This window comes from Actinophytocola sp. (assembly GCF_035634895.1).
Classification (GTDB): Bacteria; Actinomycetota; Actinomycetes; order Mycobacteriales; family Pseudonocardiaceae; genus Actinophytocola.
This window is the reverse complement of the sequence record NZ_DASQCC010000230.1, coordinates 12,756-29,133: the sequence shown is the minus strand read 5'-3', so window position 1 is coordinate 29,133 and position 16,378 is coordinate 12,756. Positions and strand designations below refer to the sequence as shown.

The window sequence follows — 16,378 nt, the reverse complement described above, 5'->3', positions numbered from 1 at the left end:
CGCGGGATGCGGTGGATCGTGCACTCGGGCTCAGGACAGGAAGACCGCGGGTCAGGAGAGGACCGACCGGACCTGCCGGGCGATCTCGACGTCCTCGCGGGCCGGTATGACCAACGTGCGGACGGCGGCGCCGTCGGCGGAGATCTCGGTCTCGCCGGCGTTGTTGGCCCGCGCGGACACCTGGACGCCGAGGAACGCGAGTCCGTCCGTGGCCGCCGCGCGCACCGCGGGTTGGTGCTCGCCGACGCCACCGGTGAAGACGAGCACGTCGAGGCCGTTCATGGCGGCGGCCATGGCGGCGATCTCGCGCCGCAGCCGGTGCAGGTACACGGCGAGCGCGAGGTCGCCGGCCTCGATGTCCCGCAGGTCGCCGCTCCCGCCGGTGAGGCCGGCGAGGCCGCTGCGGTGCTCCAGCACGTCGGACAGCTCGCCGGCGTCGACTCCGCCGTGGTGCAGCAGCCACAGGACCAGCCCGGGGTCGACGTCTCCGGACCGGGTGGCCATCACCAGGCCGGCGAGTGGCGTGAACCCCATGGTGGTGTCGACCGACCGCATGCCCTCGACGGCGGCGAGCGAGGCGCCCGAGCCGAGGTGGCAGCTGACGATCCGCCGCCCCGGCCCGACCAGCTCGGCCACCCGCCGCGCGACGTGGGCGTGGGACAGGCCGTGGAAGCCGTACCTGCGCAGGTCCCACTGCTGGTTCCAGTCCCGCGGCAGGGCGTAGGTCGCCGCGGCGGCCGGCAGGTCGTGGTGGAAGGCGGTGTCGAAACACGCCACCGCCGGCAGGCCCGGTGCGACGGCGCGCACGGCGTCGACACCGGCGACCCCGCGTGGTTGGTGCAGGGGCGCCAGCTCCGCCAGGCCGGCGATCGCGTCCCGTACCTCGTCGTCGATCCGGACCGGGCCGGTGAAGCGGGCGCCGCCGTGGACGATCCGGTGGCCGACCGCGTCCACCCCGGGGAGCCGGTCGACGAACGTCCCGATGTCGTCGGTCTCGTCGTCGCCGGACCACCGGTCGAGGGTGATCGCGTCGACGACCTCGTCGGTCTCATTGAGCAACGCCAACTTGAGGCTGGACGAGCCGGCGTTGACGACGAGGACACGCATCAGAACGGCCAGCTCCAGTCGCGGACCTCGGGCAGGTCCTCGCCGTGGGTGCGGGTCCAGGTGTGGTGGCGGGCCCGGGTGTCCTGCATCCGCTGGCGCAGCAGCGCGGTGCGCGTGCCGAGGCCGGGGACGCGGTCGAGCACGTCGATGACGAGCCGGTACCGGTCCATGTCGTTGATGACCAGCATGTCGAACGGGGTGGTCGTGGTGCCTTCCTCCTTGTAGCCGCGCACATGGATGTTGTGGTGGTTGGCCCGGCGGTAGGTGAGGCGGTGGATCAGCCACGGGTAGCCGTGGTAGGCGAAGAGCACCGGCTTGTCCGTGGTGAACAGGGCGTCGAACTCCGCGTCCGGCATGCCGTGCGGGTGTTCGGTGTCCGGCTGCAGGCGCATCAGGTCGACCACGTTGACCACCCGCACCTTCAGCTCGGGCAGCTGCTCGCGCAGGATCGCCGTGGCGGCCATGACCTCCAGCGTGGGTGCGTCCCCGGCGCAGGCGAGCACGACGTCCGGTTCGGTGCCGTCCTCGTTGCCGGCCCAGTCCCAGATGCCGGCGCCGCGTGTGGCGTGCAGGACGGCTTCGTCCATGGGCAGCCAGTCGGGGGTGTCGTTCTTGCCGGCGACGACGACGTTGACGTAGTCGCGGCTGCGCAGGCAGTGGTCGGCGACCGAGAGCAGGGTGTTGGTGTCCGGCGGCAGGTAGACCCGGGTGACCTCGGCCTTCTTGTTCATGACATGGTCGATGAAGCCGGGGTCCTGGTGGGAGAAGCCGTTGTGGTCCTGCCGCCACACGTGCGAGGTCAGCAGGTAGTTCAGCGACGCCACCGGTAGCCGCCACGGCAGCCGCTTGCTGGTCTTGAGCCATTTGGCGTGCTGGTTGAACATCGAGTCGATGATGTGGATGAACGCCTCGTAGCAGGAGAACAGGCCGTGGCGGCCGGTGAGCAGGTAGCCCTCCAGCCAGCCCTGGCACAGGTGCTCCGAGAGCACCTCGACCACCCGGCCCTCGGGTCCGAGGTGCTCGTCGACCGGCAGGATCTCGCCCTGCCACTGCTTGTCGGTGACCTCGTAGACCGCGTCGAGCCGGTTGGACGCCGTCTCGTCCGGGCCGAAGATTCGGAAGTTGGTGGGGTTGTCCCGGACCACGTCGCGGAGGAACCGGCCGAGGACGCGGGTCGGTTCGGACGTGCTGTCGCCGTGCCGGTCGACCGGGGCCGCGTAGTCGCGGAAGTCGGGCAGCTCCAGCGGGCGCAGCAGCAGGCCGCCGTTGGCGTGCGGGTTGGCACCCATCCTCGCGTCGTTCTCCGGCACCTGGTCCAGCAGTTCGGGCACGGGCCGGCCCTGGGCGTCGAACAGTTCTTCCGGGCGGTAGGAACGCAGCCACTGTTCGAGGAGCGCGAGGTGCTCGGGGACGTCCCGTACCCCGGACAGCGGCACCTGGTGCGCACGCCACGTGCCGGTCACCGCAACCCCGTCGACCTCGGCCGGACCGGTCCAGCCCTTGGGGGAGCGGAGCACGATCATCGGCCAGCGCGGCCGTTCGACCTCACCCGCGCGGGCGCGCCGCCGGATGGCGGCGATCTCGTCGAACACGGTGTCGAGCGTGGCGGCCATGTCGTTGTGCATATGCTCCGGGTCCGACCCCGTGACGTAGTGGGGGGTGTAGCCGTAGCCGCGCAGCAGCGCGTCGAGCTCGTCCTGGGGGATGCGGGCCAGCACGGTCGGGTTGGCGATCTTGTAGCCGTTGAGGTGCAGGATCGGCAGGACCACGCCGTCCCTGGCGGGGTTGGCGAACTTGTTGGCGTGCCAGCTGGTCGCGAGCGGCCCGGTCTCCGCCTCGCCATCCCCGACCACGCACGCGACCACCAGGTCCGGGTTGTCGAACGCCGCGCCGTAGGCGTGGGCGAGGGAGTAACCCAGCTCGCCGCCCTCGTGGATCGAGCCGGGGATCTCCGGTGCGACGTGGCTGGGCACGCCGCCGGGGAAGGAGAACTGGCGGAACAGCTCCCGCATGCCCTTCTCGTCGCGGGGCACACCCGGGTTCGCGTCGGTGTAGCTGCCTTCGAGCCAGGTGTTGGCGAGCATCGCCGTGCCGCCGTGACCGGGGCCGATCACGTACATCATGTCCAGGTCGCGGGCCCGGATCACCCGGTTCAGGTGAGCGTAGAGGAAGTTCAGGCCGGGCGTCGTTCCCCAGTGGCCGAGCAGCCGCGGTTTGATGTGCTCACGCCGCAGCGGCTCCCGCAGCAGTGGGTTGTCCAGCAGGTAGATCTGGCCGACGGACAGGTAGTTCGCCGCCCGCCAGTACGCGTCCAGCACCCGCAGCTCGTCCTGGTCCAGCGGCGCGGTCATGGTCTCGGTCACCGGTCTTCTCCCTGGTTCGGGTCTGCTCGCGGCTGCGCCGGCCACCGTCGTCGGTGGCCGGCGGAACCGGACGGGTCTGCTGGGAGCCTGCCTCCCCTTTTCTTCTCGGGGTCAGTCTTGCCGGGTGCGTGGGCGTGCTCTGGAGTCCAAGGTCCTTGGTCTCGTCAGCCTTGGTCCCTCTCCGGGGTGCCCACGCACGGGTCGGTTACGCCGCGACGCGGTCGAAGCCGACGCGGAACAGCTGGCCGGTGCGGTCGGTGACCGCGTACAGCTCGCCGGACCGGTCGGCCACGAACGACGTGACCTGCGGTGGGAACTGGCCGATCGAGCCGGTTTCGTGCTCGCCGTGGCGGCCCTCGCGGACGGCCCACGCGGTGCCCGAGCAGTAGTCGGTGGCCACGTAGGTGCCGTAGGCGAGCCGGGCGTACCGCTTCCCGCGGTAGACGTGGCCGCCGATCACGGCGCAGCCCTCGACGCCGGTCTGGTAGTGGAACACCGGCGCGGTGTAGTGGGCGCCTTCGTCGCAGCGCTCGGCCTTGAACACCGCGGGGCCCTCCATGCAGGACCAGCCGAAGTTGACCCCGCCGCGGCTGTTGCCGACGTGGTTGACCTCCTCGAACGCGCCCTGGCCGACGTCGGCCAGCCACAGCGAGCCGTCCGTGTCGAAGGAGAACCGCCACGGGTTGCGCAGGCCGTAGGCCCAGATCTCCGGCCGTGCGCCCGGCGTGTGCACGAACGGGTTCCCGCGTGGCACGCAGTAGGGCAGGTCGCCGCAGCGGTGGTTCACGTCCAGGCGGAGGACCTTGCCGAGGAGCGTGCCCAGGTTCTGCGCGTTGGCGTTCGGGTCGCCGGCGCTGCCGCCGTCACCGAGGCTCCAGTACAGGTAGCCGTCCCTGCCGAACGCGAGCTGCCCGCCGTTGTGGTTGGAGAACTGCGCGTGGTCCTGGGTGAGCAGGACCTGTTCTCCCGCCGGGTCACCGAGCGGGACGCGCGACAGCGTCAGCGCCCCGTCCGGCAGGCGGGAGTAGGCGACGAACACGTCTCCGGTACGCCGGAAGTCGGGTGCCGGCACGATGCCGAGCAGCCCGCGCTCGTTCGCGACGCTGTTCACCCGGTCGCTGATGTCCAGCACCGGGTCGGCGGCGAGGCCGGTCCTCGGGTGGAAGACCCGGACCGTGCCGCGCTTCTCGGCGATCAGCACCCGGCCGCTGCGGTCGGTGGCGGCGACCATGGCGACCGGCCGCGTCAGTCCCGCCGCGACCTCGGTGGTGACCACCGTCAGCCGGTCCAAGGGCACACCATGCCCATGGCGGGAGTCGGCCGTGGCCGGCGAGATCGTGGCGGGCAGCAGGGCGGCCGTCGCGAGCACGAGACCAGTCCGTCTGAGTCCGAACATTCATCACTCCTCAACACGGGGATTCCGGCGCGGAGTCATACGCGCACGGAGAGTCATAGGTTCAGGCGAAGCGGAACCAACCGGATGAACCCGGCGCCGTCAGGTCTGCTCCTCCGGGATGGCCTCGGAGAAGACGAACACCCGGATCGCGGTGCCCGTGGTCGGATGGACCTGGGCGAGGTAGGCGCTCGCCGGGCTGCCGACGATGCCCTCGACCGCCTCGAGGAAGTCGGCCCGGGTGGCCTCGTGCAGGGCCTCGTGGTGGCGGATCACCGCCTCGCGGTGGCCGCGCTCGCCGAGTACCGCGTCGGCCACGGTGAGGCTGTCGATGGAGAGGACGATCAGGCTGACCGGCTCGTCGTCGGAGACCGACACCTGCACGCTGCGTGGCCCCCGGCCGTAGAAGGTCCGCTCCAGGCTCGTGATCTTCTCGGCGATCGCGCTGCGCTGTGCTCTCGTGATCCGCACGCGCGTCCCCTCCGTCCGGTCGCCAGAGCCGACCGGAGCATTGTGTTCCGGTTCGGCCGCCGGATATCCTGCGAAGCGGGCACATCGCTCACCCACCGGGAAACCATAGTGGCTGATCGGGTCGTGCCGCAGTGCGCGCGCCGAAAGTGGGCGTGTCGCGCGGCGGAACGACTCGAGCGAGATATCACTCGTGGTGGCCTTGAGCGAAGGTCGATGCCGACCGGCGGGCGAGGACACCACGGTGCCAAGCGAAAGGGCTTGTCTCGTGGATCTGCGTTCTCATTTCCGCGCGCCTTCCGACTCGTCCGGCTATTCGCCGGAAGAACTGCGCGTGATCGTTCGGGAAATCGCCGCGACACCATCGGAATGGTCGGACTCCGTGCGGTTCGACCTGTACGAGCGTGTCTTCTCCCGGCTGTACCTCGACGCGGCGGTCGAGGTGTGGCTCATCTGTTGGGACATCGGGCAGGACACGCTGCTGCACGACCACGGCGGCAGCGTCGGCGCGTTCTCCGTGGCGCGCGGGTCGCTGCTCGAGGACCACGGCGCGGTGCACCGGACCGGGCTGTCCACGCGCCGGCACACCGCCGGTGACGCGGTCGGCTTCGGCGCCGGCTACCTGCACAACCTGGTGAACGTGGGCACCGAGCCGATGGTGTCCGTGCACGCGTACTCACCCCCGCTGCGCGCGATGAACTTCTACTGCTGGCTGCCGACCGGGATGCACCACCTGCGGGAGATCCCGTGCGACATGCCGGAGCCGGACGTCACCGCGTTGGAGGCCGCGGCGGTCGTGCTGCGGGAGGCCGTCTCGTGACCGACCAGGTTTCCGTGTTGCTCCACCACGCACGGGCCCGCATCACCCGCCACTCACCGCACGAGGCCGCCGACGCGATGCGGCGCGGCGCGCTCCTGGTGGACCTGCGGCCGACCGAGTACCGGTGGCGGTTCGGCGAGGTGCCCGGCGCGATTGCGGTGTCCCGGCACGTGCTGGAGTGGCGGCTCGACGTGACCAGCGAGCACCGGCTCAAGGAGCTCCGGGCGGGCGACCGCGACCAGGAGATCGTCCTGATGTGCAACGAGGGGTACACGTCGAGCCTGGCGGCCTACCAGGTCATGAGCCAGCTCGGCCTGACCCGGGTCGCCGACGTGACCGGCGGGTTCACCGCGTGGCGAGCCGCCGGGCTGCCGACAGTGTCCCGCCTCTCGGCGGGGTGAGCGCCGCCGGCGTGCCCTTCGGCCGACGGGGTCACCCCTGGTCGAGGGGCCGCGTCGTGGCGTCGTGGTCGTACACCCAGTCGTAGCGTTCCTTCACGCGCTGCTCCGACCACTGCCGCGTGACGTAGCGGTCGGCCTCGTCCGGGTCGGCGAGCGACTGGTCGTGGAAGCGGGACTTGTTGCCCGAGGAGGCGAGCACCACCCGCGAGGTGCGGTCGACGCGCGCGTCCTGGTAGCGGCGCAGCGCCTGCTCCGGATCGTCCGGCCAGGCCGACAGGCAGCGCGCCAGCGTGGCGGCGTCCTCGAGCGCCATGTTGGCGCCCTGGGCCATGAACGGCAACATCGGGTGGGCGGCGTCGCCCAGGAGCGTGGCCGCGCCGAAGGACCATCGCCGGATCGGCGCCCGGTCGAACAGGGCCCACCGGTACGGGGTCGTCGCGTTGCCGATGATCTGGTGGATGTCCTCGTGCCAGCCGGGAAAGTCGGCCAGGCACTCCTCGACGGTGCCCGGCTCGGTCCAGGACTCCACCGCCCAGTCGTCCCGTTCGACGATCCCGACGAAGTTCAGCAGTCCGGGCCGGATGAGGTAGTGGACGACATGGCCGCCGGGGCCGACCCAGTTCACGGCCACCGGCTCGGCGACGTGCGGGTCGAGCCTGGCGGTCGGCACCACACACCGCCAGGCCACACAGCCGGTGAAGCTCGGGTGGTCGTCGCCGACGAGCTGCCGGCGGATCACCGAATGGATGCCGTCGGCCCCGACCAGCACCTCGCCGGCGACCGGCGGGGCACCCTCCCGCTCCACCCGGATCCCGGCACCGTCGGTCGTGAAGCCGGTGACGGGCGTGCCGGTCTCGATCGCCCCGGGGTCGTTCGCCCGCACCCCGGCCAGCAGGGCGGCGTGGAGGTCGGCCCGGTGCAGCGTGTAGTAGGGCGCGCCGTAGCGGGGGACCGCCACGGTGGCCAGGTCGAACAGCGGCCACCGCCGGCCGGAGTCCCAGATGCGCAGTTCCTTGCCGGCCGCCTCGATCCGCGACCCGGCCAGGGCGCCGTCCAGGCCCAACGCCCGGACCACACGCGATCCGTTGGGCGACAGCTGGACCCCGGCGCCGATCTCCCCGAGCGTGCGTGCCCGCTCGATCACCCGCACCTCGAACCCGGCCTGTTGGAGTGCGAGCGCCGCCGCCAGCCCGCCGATCCCGGCACCGACGACCACCACCCGCGGCAACGCGCTCACCACGCCACCGCCCCGGCCCTCGTCCCGCCGTGGATCACGAACGGAGTCACCGTCTCCACCATCACCGGCTTCCGCGTGCCTGGCTGCCCGAAGGCCCGTTCCCTGGCGGGTGCGGTGATGCGGCGCCGACAGCTGGGTAGCTGGACGAGGTCACCTTCGAGCACCTGCCACACGTTAGCCTCCTGGCACGCCACGGAACGCCCCGGACCCGCGACGCGGCCGGGTGTTGGGTCATCCGGGGTGCGGCCGGCCGCCGTCGTGGCGGGTCAACACGATCAGCGCGCTGGCGTAGTCGCCGGTCAGGGCCGGGCGCAGGCCGTGGCCGGTCAGGTATGCGCCGGTGTAGGACTTGTTCGCCTCGTCCTCGTAGCGGGACTCCGGGGGAAGGCCGCGGAGGCGGATCGGGGGAGCCGGGTGGCTCTGGCGCACGGTGTGGGCGAAGACGAACACGGCCACCTGGCTGCCGTCCTCGGACACGTGACACACCGCGGTGCGGTCGGGGTCGGTGCGCAGGCGATACCGCCGTCCCAACTGGACCGTCTCGCGGATCTCCTTGTATCTCGCCACGTGCTCGCCGACCTCGGCCAGGTCGGCCGGGGGCCAGTCGGGTAGCCGGCCGCCGATGCCCAGGACACCGGTCATCGCCACGTGGCAGCGGAACGCCAGCGGCACCGGGCGTCCGGTCAGGTAGCCGGGCGAGTCCGTCACCCAGCAGGACATCGTCTGTGGACTGTGGACGAACGCGTACCCGTCCTGGATGGACAGGCGTTCGTACGCGTCGGTGTTGTCGCTCGGCCAGGCCAGCTCGAAGCGGGACAGCGTCGCCAGGTCGGCCCGGCCGCCGCCGGACGCGCACGTCTCCAGCCACAGGTCCGGGTGTGCCGCGCGGAGGCGGTCGACCACCGCGCGGAAGCCGGCCTCGTGCCGGAGGGCGGCCGCGGCGGGCGCGTCCGTGAGTGAGCGGTTGAGGTCCCATTTCAGGTAGTCGACGTGGCGGGCCACCGCGTGCAGTGTCTCGAATGCCCACTCCCGCACCGACGGGTTGCCGAAGTCCAGGCCGTAGCTGTGCCGCAGCGCGGTCGGTTCGCGGTCGGGCCACCGGTACACCCACTCGGGATGGTCGCGGTACAGGGCGGTGCCGGGGTTGACCGACTCCGGCTCCACCCACAGCCCGAACCGCATGCCGAGCGCGTGCACCTCCTCTGCCAGCGCGACCACCCCACCCGGCAGCTTGGCCGGGTCGGCGCGCCAGTCGCCGAGGCCGCCGTGGTCGTCGTCGCGGTCGGTGAACCAGCCGTCGTCGACGACGAACAGCTCCACGCCGAGGTCGCGTGCCTGCCTGGCGAGGGCGACCTGGTCGTCGTGGCCGACGGCGAAGAACGTGGACTCCCACGAGTTGTAGAGCACGGGCCGGACCGCCCGCGGGCGGGGGAGCACGTGGCCGCGCTCGTAGTCGTGCCAGCGGTGGGTGAGACCGGCACGTCCGGCCGAGGAGTACACCCCGACGGTGTCGGGGAGGCTGAGCCGGGCACCCGGGGCGAGGTGCCGGACCGCGTCGCCCGCGCCGGCGGTCAGATGCACGTGCCCGTCCCCGGACCGTTCGGCCGCGATCCGCCACGAACCGCCGTGGGCCACCGCGACGCTCCACAGCTCGCCGTGTCCCTCGCCCGCGTCGTCGTCGATCGCCAGCCACGGCTGGAAGGCGTGGCCGGGGATGCCGCGCCGCGACTCCAGCACGAGCCTGCCGGGACCCAGCGGGACGCGCCGCACGTTGGTCTCCGCCGCGTAACCGCCGCCGAGGGTCGTCGCGTGGTAGCCGACCTGCCACGGTACCGGCCAGGTCGCCGAGGCCGTGCGAACGAGGGTGACCGGTTCGTCGCCCGTGTTGTGCAGCTCGAGTCCGCGAACCAGCGCCGGACCGCGGACCTCGTACCGCAGTGTGAGGGCCAGGGCGCCGTCGGCCAGCCGGATCGTGAGCCGCTCGCCGTCCACCTCGGACTCGACGAACCGTGGGTCGAGCGGTGCCTCGGCCAGTGCGAGGGCGCACTCGTCGAACCGGGCACCGCCCGCGGTCACCAGCTCCTCGGTGTGGGCACGCGGTCGCGACCACGTGTTGGAGCCGATGCGTGCCGTGCCCGCGTCGTCGAGCGACCGCGCCAGGTCGCCCGGGTCGAGCGGCGCGCCCCAGTGCAGGTGCCGGGGCGGGCCGTCCGGTGCGACGGCGAGCGCGTAGCCGAACCCGTCGCCGGTGAGCAGGTACGCGCCGGACGACCCGTCCCCGTGGATCACCGGGTCACCGCACCCAGTAGGAGTAGAGGTCCGCCCCCGCCAGCGCGAAGCGGAACCTGACCTGCCTGCCGGCCAGCGTGGACAGCCGCACGTGGCCGGTCCACCGCACGTCCGCGCCGTACTGGTCGCCGGTGACCGGTCTCGACGTGAACCCCGGGATCACCTGGCCGGTCGCCGCGTCGAGGACCTCGACCGCCAGTGCGCCTCCCCGGTGCACGACGGTGTTCACGGTCAGAGTGGATCCCTTGAACACCAACGGTTTCGTGACGACGAAGCCGGGGTCGCCGCTGTGCGGGCGGGAGGCGTTGGTCAGCGACACGAACCCGTCGCGCCGCCAGGTCGCCATGCCGCTCTGGCCGAGGTAGCCCACGTGGTCGGGGTCGGTCAGGTCCGGGCCGCCGTGGTCGGCGTTGAACGCGCCGTAGTACATGGTGACCGTGCGGTCGGTGACCAGCGCGTTGGACGCGGTGTACAGGGCGCCGTCGTCCCACGCGCCCGGCTGACCGGGCGTCAGCACCGGATCGCGCACCGGGCGGCTCCAGTTGACGAGGTCACGCGAGGACGCGACCTCCGGCAGGACCGGGCCGGCGCCCGCGCCGGACTGCGACCCCACGGTGTAGTTCGTGATCAGGAACACCCAGGGCAGGCCGATGTTCGTGCTCTCGTAGGGCAGCACCGGCATGCCGTAGATCTGGCCCTCCAGTCCGCCGAGTGCCTGTGCCGCACCGGTGTCGGCGTGGTCGCCGCTGACCGCGAGCACCGGCGCGCTCCAGCTCAGGAAGTCCCTGCTGGTGGACAGGAACGCGGACCGGTTGTAGATGCCGGGCGTGCCGGAGGTGAACATCCGCTTCTTGATCGTCGCGATGTACTGCTGGGTGCGCGGGTCCCACGTCACGTTGGACACGTCGCCGTCCAGCAGCACCGGCCGGTCGCTGCCGGCGGTCCAGGTGTAGCCGTCCGGGGAGAAGTAGACGTAGTACCCGAGGGTGTCGTTGACGAGGCCGGAGTGGAACTGCATCAACGCGTACCGGCGGTCCGGTGCGGCGCCCGGGTTGTACGCGATGGTGCCGCCGCCGGCGATGACCAGGTTCGTCCTCGATGCCGGGATGTCCTTGTAGCCCACGTTTCCGCGCCCGAGCGGCTTGGTCCAGTGCACGCCGTCGCGGCTCTCCGCGTAGCAGAGGTAGTAGCCGGGGGAGACGTCGTTGTTGCAGTCGTACCACATCCGGTACACGTCGCCGATCCGGAAGACCGAGCCGTAGACGTAGGCCGACGACTCCCACGGCTTGTCCGGCGAGATGACCGGGTCGGGCAGCTTCTCCGCCGGGTGGACGACCCGGCCGACGTCCTTCGTGGACTCGATGCGGTAGTCGTCGAGGAACAGCTCCCGCGCGGTGCCCAGGTTCGGGTCGTAGGGCGCGGGCGCCTTCCGGAGCGTGACCTGGTCCCAGTAGTACTGGCCGACCTGGTCGGGAGTGGCCCCGATGCGCACGGACACGGTGGCGGTGCCGGCCGGCGCGACACCGGTGACGGTGACCGTCTGCCAGTCCAGGTTCGCCGCGGGGCTCACCGCCCGGGTGTCCAGCACCGTGTTCTCGAAGCTCGTGAACACGAGCGACACCGTCGGCGGGTTGCCACCGCGTCCTTTCAGCCGGCCCGTCAGCGTGAACTCGTTGCCCGGCGCGGCGACGACGCGCTGGCTGGTGACGGTCACGTTGCCACCGGCCGTGTTCGTGGTCTGCAGCGAGCCAAGGCCCGCGGTGCGGTAGGCGGACAGGTTGACGATCGTGGCCCCGGCGGCGTTGCCGTCCACGGCCCACGCGACGGGATGGCCCGACCGGTCGCCGAGGTCGAAGCCGCCGTTCGGCAGCAGTCCGGTGGTGGTGTCCACGGTGGCCGGTGGCGTCTGGCCGGACGCCGACGCGGGCACGACGGCGGTCGCGGCAATGACGATCAGCGTTGCCAGCATGGGTTTGCGTAGTCTCATCGGCCCTCCAACAGGGACGGCGGGGATGTCGCCAGCCTGTATGGAACGCCGTTTCATGTCAATGCTACCCGGGATTTCCTCGATGCGGCTGGTGTCCCGGTGAGATGGTGCCCGCCTTTCGTAGCTCGCCCAGCACGTCGCGGGCCGCCTCCAGGGTGCGCTCGACGTCCTCCGCGGTGTGCGCGCCGGAGATGTGGTTGCGCTTCAACGCCATCGGCAGCATGAGGAAGCCGCGGTCGGTCATGCCGCGGTGGAACGCGACGTAGGCCTCGTCGTTGTTGCGCATGAGGTCCCGGTAGCCCAGCGCGGGCGGCTTCGCGAAGTACAGGACGAACACGCCGCCGAACCCGGCGACGGTCGCGTCGATGTTCAGCTCGGTCACGATCTCGGCCAGCCCGGTGCGCATCCGCTCGCCGAGTGCGAACGTGCGCTCGTAGAAGTCCGGGTGTTCCTGCAGGTAGCCGATGGTGGCGAGCGCGGCGGCGCAGCCGATCGGGTTGCCGTTGAACGTGCCGGCCAGCAGGACGTCACCCGTCTGCCCGTTGAAGTGTTCCATCAGGTCGCGGCGGCCCGCCACGCCGCCGGACGGGAACCCGTTGCCCAGCCCCTTGCCGAACGTCGTGAGGTCGGGGGTGACGCCGATGACCTGCTGGTAGCCGCCAAGCGAGTGCCGCAGGCCGGTGATCACCTCGTCGAAGATCAGCAGCGCGTCGTTGACCTCGGTGAGCTTGCGCAGCCCGGAGACGAACTCGCTCGTCGGCACCAGCGCGCCGACGTTGTGGGGGATGGGCTCCATGATCACCGCGGCGACCCGGTCCGGGAACCGGTCGAACAGCGCGGTGACCGAGTCGAGGTCGTTGAACTCCGCGATCAGCGTCGAGTCGACGGCCTGGGCCAGGATGCCGCCGGACAGCGGGTCGCGGCCGTACGCCCGGTCCGGCGCGGAGATCACGTTGCGGGCCACCGCGTCGGACCAGCCGTGGAAGCCGCCCTGGAACTTCACCACGAGATCGCGGCCGGTCACCGCGCGGGCCAGCCGGATCGCCTGTGCGACCGCCTCCGAGCCGCTCATCGTGGCGATCATCGACTCGGCCGACGGGATGATCTCGACCACCCGCTGTGCCAGCGCCACCTCGGCCTCGGTCACGCCGAGACCGACGAGGTCGACCCCGCCGAGCGTGGCCCGCACCGCGTCGTTGACCACGGGTTCGTTGTGGCCCAACAGGATCGCGCCGAACGCGGCGTGGTAGTCGAGGTAGCGGTTGCCGTCGGCGTCGACGACGTGGGCACCGTCCGCCGCGGTGAAGGCGTACGGGGCCCCGATGTAGCGGGTCGACGAGTTGACGCCACCGGGGATCACGCGTGCCGCGGCGTCCGCGATCGCCTGGCCGCGCGGATGTGCAGAGCTTGGCATACCGGCGACGCTAGATGAGCGCCGAACGACATGGCAAGGTGTTCCATGTTTTCCCCCGCGCACGTGCGGCACCCTGTTGCTTCTTGACATGACCGCCGGCCGAACTCAGGATGTCCGACATGGAACAACGTTCCGTGCCGAGCAGGATCGGCACACTGCTCGTCGGTGCCGGGTTCATCGCCGAGGTGCACGCCGCCGCCGTCACCGCGAGCGACCGCGCGCACCTGGTCGGGATCGTCGACACCGACCCCGGCCGCGCCGCGGCCTTCTCCCGGTCGCACGGCGCGATCCCGCACACCGACGACCTGGCCGAGGCGCTCGCCTGGCCGGACGTCGACGCCGTCGTGGCCTGCACGCCCAACCACACCCACCTCGGTGTCGGCGCCGCCGTCGCGGCCGCCGGCAAGCACCTGCTCGTCGAGAAACCGCTCGCCACGACGGTCGCCGACGCACAGGCCCTCGCCGCCGCGTTCGCCGCGGCGGGCCGGGTGCTCATGGCGGCGCACTCACATCGCCACCACGGCTACGGCCGCACCGTCAAGGACGCCATCGACGCGGGCGTGATCGGCAGCCCCGCCCACGTCCGGCTGTCCATCCTGGGCGGCTGGATCTGGACCGGCTGGGACGCGTGGGCCGCCGACCCGGTCGCGTCCGGCGGTCACGCGCTGCACAACGGTGTGCACGTTCTCGACCTCGCCACCTGGTGGCTGTCCGCCGACCCCGTCCGCGTGTACGCCCGCGGCCGGCACCAGACCGCCGCCGAGCTCCGCATCAACGACTACCTGGAGATGGTCGTCGAGTACGCGGGCGGCGAGGTCGCGGTGCTGGAGATGAGCAGGGCGCACCGGCCCGGCTCGTTCGGCCTGCGTGACCTGCGGGTGGTCGGGTCCGCCGGGATGATCAGCGAGGACTGGGCCGACGAGGCCGCGTTCCTGTTCACCGAGGGCGGCACCGGCCTCGTGGCGGCGGCTGGTGTCGACGGGTTCGGCGCCCAGTTCGAGTCCTGGTTGGACACGATCGGCGGCGCGCCACCCGCCATGCCGGTGAGCGACGCGGTCCGCGCGGTCGAGCTGGCGGTGGCCGTCGAGGAGTCGGTCTCGACCGGGCGCCCGGTCGAGCTGGGGGTCGCCGCGTGATCACGGTCTACCTGGAGGGCGCCGCCGGGATCGGCACCCAGGACCACCAGAACGCCATGTACCGCCCGGCCTTCGAGGCGCACCCGGACTTCCAGATCGTCGACGACCTCGCCAAGGCCGAGGTGGTGAGCGTCGCCGTGCCGCTCGACGAGCGGGCCGAGGCCATCGGCAGGCTGGTCCGCGCCGGCAAGCACGTGCTCGCCGACAAGCCGATGGCCGCGACCGTCGAGGACTGCGAGAACATCGCCCGCCTGGCCCGCGAGCACGGGGTGCTGGTCGTGCCGGCACACCACCAGCGCCTCGGCGCCGCACTGCGGTCCGCGACCGCGGCGGTACGGGGTGGCCGGGTCGGCCTGCCGTGGAACGTCCAGTGCGACTTCCTCGTCGCGGGCGGAGACCCGGCGCCCACCGGCGAGCTGGTGAACCTCGCGCTCTACCCGATCGACGCCGTGCACGCCCTGCTGGGGCTGGCGGTCCGCCGCGTGCACGCGGTCGGCGGCGCCGACCTCGTCACGCTGCTGCTCGACCACGACCACGGCGCCACCAGCACGATCCTCTGTGGACGGGTCGCGGGGCTCGCCGACGTCCGCCCGGCCGGGCTCGCCGTGCACCGCTACCGGATCAGCGGCTCACACGGCGTGCTGGCCGTCGACGCCACCAAACCGGGCGTCCTGGTGCGCACGGTCGGCGGCACGACCAGCGCGTGGACCGGACCGAACACGGTGGCCGCGCTGCTCGACGTGCTGTCCGCCGGCGTGCGCACCGGTCGCGCCGAACTCGGGGTGGCGGACGCGATCCACGCGCAGCGTGTGGTCGAGGCGGCCGCCAGGTCGCTGAACTCCGGACAGCCGATCACCTTGGGAGAGGCCGACTGATGCGTCTCGTCACCTACCGCCGCGCGGGGGCCGTGCGGCACGGCAGGCTCACCACCGGCGATCGGGTGGTGGAGCTGGGCGACGGCGACCTCGCCGGCCTGCTGGACGCCGTGTTCCCCCTGACCGAGGACGCCCTGCCGGCCGCGGCGGGGGAGTACGATCTCGCCGCGGTGGAGCTGCTGGCGCCCGTCCTGCGGCCCGGTAAACTCCTGGCCGCCGCCGCGAACTACCAGGACCACGTCACCGAGTCCGGTGCGCCGCCGCTCGACAAGTCCCGCATCTCACCCCGGCTGTTCCTCAAGCCACCCACCTCGATCGTCGGCCCCGGTGCGGAGATCCCGCTGCCCGGCGTCAGCAGGGAGGTGGACTGGGAGGCGGAGCTGGCCGTGGTCATCGGCAGGCGTGCCCGTGACGTCCCGGTCGAGGCGGCCCTCGGCGTGGTCGCCGGCTACCTGACCTCCAACGACGTGTCCGCCCGGTCGATCGACCTCGGCTACGAGCGGGACACCGACGACCGGCAGGTCTGGTTCTTCGACTGGCTCGCCGGCAAGTGGTGCGACGGGTTCGCGCCGCTCGGGCCGTGGCTGGTCTCGGCCGACGAGGTGCCCGACCCGCAGGCACTGTCCGTCGAGCTGGCCGTCAACGGCGTCACCAAACAAAACGGGTCCACAAAGGACATGATCTTCACGGTCGCCGAGCTGGTCGCCCACGCCTCCCGGCTGATGACCCTCGAACCAGGTGACGTCATCCAGACCGGCACCCCCTCCGGTGTCGGCGCCGCCACCGGCGAGTACCTGGCCACCGGCGACGAGCTGACCGTCGTCGTCGGCGGGCTCGGCACCCTGCGCAACACCGTCGCCTAGGCTCCCTTCCCCACCAGAGAGGCAT

The 16,378-nt window shown here is 71.8% G+C and carries 14 protein-coding genes; 5 read left to right on the top strand and 9 right to left on the bottom strand.

What is annotated here, in order from left to right; genetic code table 11:
* Positions 1 to 51 precede the first annotated feature (51 nt).
* From VET29_RS35740 to VET29_RS35725, 4 genes are all read right to left on the bottom strand, one after another.
* The gene (locus VET29_RS35740) at positions 52 to 1,107 is read right to left on the bottom strand and encodes an acetate/propionate family kinase (protein ID WP_324929173.1); all 1,056 of its coding nucleotides are present in this window, start codon (positions 1,105 to 1,107) and stop codon (positions 52 to 54) included.
* Positions 1,107 to 3,458 (bottom strand): phosphoketolase family protein, encoded by a 2,352-nt coding sequence (locus VET29_RS35735; protein WP_324929257.1) that lies wholly within the window; start codon positions 3,456 to 3,458, stop codon positions 1,107 to 1,109. The genes VET29_RS35740 and VET29_RS35735 overlap by 1 nt, the downstream gene beginning before the upstream one ends.
* A gap of 217 nt (positions 3,459 to 3,675) precedes the next feature.
* Positions 3,676 to 4,866 (bottom strand): PQQ-dependent sugar dehydrogenase, encoded by a 1,191-nt coding sequence (locus VET29_RS35730; RefSeq protein WP_324929171.1) that lies wholly within the window; start codon positions 4,864 to 4,866, stop codon positions 3,676 to 3,678.
* Positions 4,867 to 4,965: 99 nt separating this feature from the next.
* Positions 4,966 to 5,334 (bottom strand): Na-translocating system protein MpsC family protein, encoded by a 369-nt coding sequence (locus VET29_RS35725; protein WP_324929169.1) that lies wholly within the window; start codon positions 5,332 to 5,334, stop codon positions 4,966 to 4,968.
* Between the two features lie 331 nt (positions 5,335 to 5,665).
* Here VET29_RS35725 and VET29_RS35720 point away from each other — a divergent pair, with 331 nt between their 5' ends.
* Both VET29_RS35720 and VET29_RS35715 read left to right on the top strand, forming a co-directional pair.
* Positions 5,666 to 6,151 (top strand): cysteine dioxygenase family protein, encoded by a 486-nt coding sequence (locus VET29_RS35720; RefSeq protein WP_324929167.1) that lies wholly within the window; start codon positions 5,666 to 5,668, stop codon positions 6,149 to 6,151.
* A complete protein-coding gene (locus tag VET29_RS35715) occupies positions 6,148 to 6,552 on the top strand; it encodes a rhodanese-like domain-containing protein (RefSeq protein ID WP_324929165.1) in 405 nt (134 codons plus the stop codon). The genes VET29_RS35720 and VET29_RS35715 overlap by 4 nt, the downstream gene beginning before the upstream one ends.
* Positions 6,553 to 6,583: 31 nt before the next feature.
* Here VET29_RS35715 and VET29_RS35710 read toward each other — a convergent pair whose 3' ends face one another.
* The 5 genes from VET29_RS35710 to VET29_RS35690 form a co-directional block, all read right to left on the bottom strand.
* Complete coding sequence (locus tag VET29_RS35710; protein WP_324929163.1) at positions 6,584 to 7,789, bottom strand: FAD-dependent monooxygenase; 1,206 nt, start codon at positions 7,787 to 7,789, stop codon at positions 6,584 to 6,586.
* Positions 7,786 to 7,953, bottom strand: a complete 168-nt coding sequence (locus VET29_RS35705; RefSeq protein WP_324929161.1) for a hypothetical protein — start codon at positions 7,951 to 7,953, stop codon at positions 7,786 to 7,788. Before VET29_RS35705 ends, VET29_RS35710 begins: the two co-directional genes overlap by 4 nt.
* A gap of 67 nt (positions 7,954 to 8,020) precedes the next feature.
* Positions 8,021 to 10,078: an alpha-galactosidase gene (locus tag VET29_RS35700; protein WP_324929159.1), complete on the bottom strand. Its 2,058-nt coding sequence runs from the start codon at positions 10,076 to 10,078 to the stop codon at positions 8,021 to 8,023.
* Positions 10,079 to 10,082: 4 nt separating this feature from the next.
* A complete protein-coding gene (locus VET29_RS35695; RefSeq protein WP_324929147.1) occupies positions 10,083 to 12,065 on the bottom strand; it encodes a hypothetical protein in 1,983 nt (660 codons plus the stop codon).
* Positions 12,066 to 12,129: 64 nt separating this feature from the next.
* A complete protein-coding gene (locus VET29_RS35690) occupies positions 12,130 to 13,479 on the bottom strand; it encodes an aspartate aminotransferase family protein (protein WP_324929146.1) in 1,350 nt (449 codons plus the stop codon).
* A gap of 119 nt (positions 13,480 to 13,598) precedes the next feature.
* Here VET29_RS35690 and VET29_RS35685 point away from each other — a divergent pair, with 119 nt between their 5' ends.
* The 3 genes from VET29_RS35685 to VET29_RS35675 are packed head-to-tail and all read left to right on the top strand — an operon-like array spanning position 13,599 to position 16,353.
* Positions 13,599 to 14,615 carry a Gfo/Idh/MocA family oxidoreductase gene (locus VET29_RS35685; protein WP_324929144.1) on the top strand — a complete coding sequence of 339 codons (1,017 nt, stop codon included), beginning with the start codon at positions 13,599 to 13,601 and terminating at the stop codon, positions 14,613 to 14,615.
* Positions 14,612 to 15,490, top strand: coding sequence for a Gfo/Idh/MocA family oxidoreductase (locus VET29_RS35680; RefSeq protein WP_324929142.1), 879 nt, complete (start codon positions 14,612 to 14,614; stop codon positions 15,488 to 15,490). Before VET29_RS35685 ends, VET29_RS35680 begins: the two co-directional genes overlap by 4 nt.
* Entirely contained in the window at positions 15,490 to 16,353 is an 864-nt protein-coding gene (locus tag VET29_RS35675) for a fumarylacetoacetate hydrolase family protein (RefSeq protein ID WP_324929140.1), read from the top strand. Before VET29_RS35680 ends, VET29_RS35675 begins: the two co-directional genes overlap by 1 nt.
* Positions 16,354 to 16,378: the final 25 nt, after the last annotated feature.

Excerpts from the sequence above, each read along its gene's own strand:
- VET29_RS35740 (WP_324929173.1), bottom strand. The coding sequence starts at position 1,107 with ATGCGTGTCCTCGTCGTCAACGCCGGCTCGTCCAGCCTCAAGTTGGCG.
- VET29_RS35735 (WP_324929257.1), bottom strand. The coding sequence starts at position 3,458 with ATGACCGCGCCGCTGGACCAGGACGAGCTGCGGGTGCTGGACGCGTAC.
- VET29_RS35730 (WP_324929171.1), bottom strand. The coding sequence starts at position 4,866 with ATGTTCGGACTCAGACGGACTGGTCTCGTGCTCGCGACGGCCGCCCTG.
- VET29_RS35695 (WP_324929147.1), bottom strand. The coding sequence starts at position 12,065 with ATGAGACTACGCAAACCCATGCTGGCAACGCTGATCGTCATTGCCGCG.
- VET29_RS35690 (WP_324929146.1), bottom strand. The coding sequence starts at position 13,479 with ATGCCAAGCTCTGCACATCCGCGCGGCCAGGCGATCGCGGACGCCGCG.
- VET29_RS35685 (WP_324929144.1), top strand. The coding sequence starts at position 13,599 with ATGGAACAACGTTCCGTGCCGAGCAGGATCGGCACACTGCTCGTCGGT.
- VET29_RS35675 (WP_324929140.1), top strand. The coding sequence starts at position 15,490 with ATGCGTCTCGTCACCTACCGCCGCGCGGGGGCCGTGCGGCACGGCAGG.